This window comes from Aquitalea sp. S1-19, assembly GCF_024343515.1.
In genome coordinates this window covers 1-2,453 of sequence record NZ_RJTZ01000224.1, presented here as the reverse complement: position 1 = coordinate 2,453, position 2,453 = coordinate 1, and the positions used below count along the sequence as shown (strand labels likewise).

Sequence of the window (2,453 nt, the reverse complement as noted above, 5' to 3'; positions counted from 1 at the left end):
TCCCGTACATCCGGCAGAATCAGGTTCTGCTCGTGGGCGGCACGAATCTCGCCAAAACCGAAGCGCTCGGCCATCCCGGCTACGGCATCCATCTGCTCGGCCGTAATATCACCAGGCGGCACGCCGGTTTTTTTCAATGACAACACTACGGCGCGATAACCCGGCTGCCGGTGGGCACGGGTATTGCGTTCAAGCCAGCGCACAAAAGCAGGATGTGCTTCCATGGCGGCTGCCAGCTCGACTGGATGAGGCGGCAGCACCTCATAAGCCGGTGCCGTAAAGAAGCTGGCAAAATGCGCGATATCCTGCGCGCGCAAGGTCGCCGCACCACCTTTCAGATGCTGCCACTCATCCTCGACCTTGGCAGCAAAACCCTCTACCGTCATCGCTTTGACCAAAATCTTGATGCGCGCCTTGTATTTGTTGTCACGCCGGCCAAAGCGGTTGTATACGCGCAGCACGGCATCCAGGTAGGTCAACAGATGCTCGCCCGGCAAAAATTCCCGAACCTGCTCGCCTATCACTGGCGTGCGCCCCAAGCCTCCGCCCACCAGCACGCGAAAGCCGACCTCGCCGTCGGCATTTCTGACCACCTGCAACCCGATATCATGCACCCAGGTTGCGGCTCTATCCTCCAGGCTGCCTGAGACCGCAATCTTGAATTTACGCGGCAGATAGGCAAACTCGGGATGCAAGGTGCTCCACTGGCGGATAATTTCGCACCAGGGGCGCGGGTCCAGCAGTTCATCAGCTGCCACACCGGCAAAGGCATCTGTGGTGGTATTGCGTACGCAATTTCCTGATGTCTGGATTGCGTGCATTTCAACACCGGCTAGCTCGGCCAGAATATCCGGCACACTCTCCAGCGCCGGCCAATTGAACTGGACGTTTTGCCGGGTGGTAAAGTGGGCATAGCCTTTGTCGTAAGTGCGGGCAATATGTGCCAGCTTGCGCATCTGATGACTGCTGAAATGCCCGTAAGGAATAGCCACCCGCAACATCGGTGCGTGGCGCTGTATATACAGGCCATTCATCAGGCGCAAGGGACGAAACTCTTCTTCGGACAATTCGCCAGCCAGAAAGCGCCGGGTCTGGTCGCGAAACTGCGCCACCCATGTTTCGATCGCCTGGCTATCAGGAAAGAAAACCTGCAAGGGATAAGCCGGATAGCGTTCCGTCATCGTCTGCATCAAGTCATACGTTTGGGCAGGCAGGCGGCCGGTATCCAGGCTGAAAATACCGATAGGCAAGCGCATGTCGGCAATCAAGTCGGTCAGCACCATATCTTCGGCGCCCAGACTATTGGCCAGCACCACCGAGGCCTCGTTTGCGGCAATGTCCTGCAATAAGGCGCGGGTATGTGACAGTTTATCTTCCAGATTCATCAGGCTTTTCCTCAGCGGCTTCTGACAGCATGCTACCCAATTGACTTATAAACTTTAAAGAATATCGTGCTAATATCTAATTCCATCTGGTTTTATAAAAAGGAAGCGGGGCATGAAGCTGCAACAACTGCGTTATCTGGTTGAAGTCGCCAAACAAGGATTGAATGTATCCGAGGCGGCGGAAAAGCTGCATACCTCGCAACCGGGGATATCCAAGCAGATACGCCTGCTGGAAGACGAACTGGGCATCCAGGTGTTTATCCGCAATGGAAAACGCGTGGTGGCAGTGTCGGAGCCAGGCAAGGAAATCCTGCGCATCGCCGAGCGCATCTTGCATGAAGCCAAGAATCTCAAGCGCGTAGGCGAAGAATTCTCGCGCGAGTCCGAAGGTTCGCTGACCATCGCGACCACCCATACCCAGGCCCGTTATGCGTTGCCGTCGGTGATTTCCGAGTTTGTACGACGCCACCCCAAGGTCAGGCTCTCCATCAAACAAGGCAGCCCGACCCAGATCTGTGAAATGGTTGTCGCCGGCGAGGCCGACTTTGCCATTGCCACCGAAGGCATCGAGCTCTACAAGGAACTGGCCATGCTGCCTTGCTGCCAGTGGAACCGCAGCATTGTCGTGCCACAAGGGCATGAGCTCACCCGTTTGACACAGCCATTGACACTGCAAGACATCGCCGCCTACCCCATCATTACCTATGACTTTGCCTTTGCCGGCCGCTCCAAAATCAACAAAGCTTTTGCCAATGCCGAACTCAGCCCTAACGTCGTGCTAACCGCCATCGACACCGATGTCATCAAGACTTATGTCGGTCTGGGTCTGGGCATCGGTATCATTGCCAGCATGGCCTTCGAGCCCGAGCGCGACAGCAAACTAGTTGCCATCGACGCTGCCCACTTATTCGCGCCCTCGACCACCAAGATAGGCATACGCAAAGATGCCTATCTGCGCGGTTTTGCCTATACGCTGATCGAACTGTTCGCACCCCATCTGCAGCGCAAACAGGTAGAGGCTGCACTATTGGCGCATGACCCGCGCTTTCCGGCAGACGACTGAAGCCT

2 protein-coding genes are annotated in these 2,453 nt (G+C 56.2%); one reads left to right on the top strand and one right to left on the bottom strand.

The features are described 5' to 3' along the window. On the bottom strand, positions 1 to 1,385 hold a 1,385-nt coding region (locus tag EGI20_RS17505; protein WP_498632997.1), incomplete at its 3' end, for a ferredoxin-like domain-containing protein. A 112-nt stretch (positions 1,386 to 1,497) separates the two neighbouring features. On the opposite strand from EGI20_RS17505, the gene cysB reads away from it, so the two are divergent. Next, the gene (gene cysB / locus EGI20_RS17500) at positions 1,498 to 2,448 is read left to right on the top strand and encodes an HTH-type transcriptional regulator CysB (protein ID WP_498632893.1); all 951 of its coding nucleotides are present in this window, start codon (positions 1,498 to 1,500) and stop codon (positions 2,446 to 2,448) included. Positions 2,449 to 2,453 lie beyond the last annotated feature (5 nt).

What these genes read in the sequence shown, in the direction of transcription:
- cysB (WP_498632893.1), top strand. Translation starts at nt 1,498, where the DNA reads ATGAAGCTGCAACAACTGCGTTATCTGGTTGAAGTCGCCAAACAAGGA.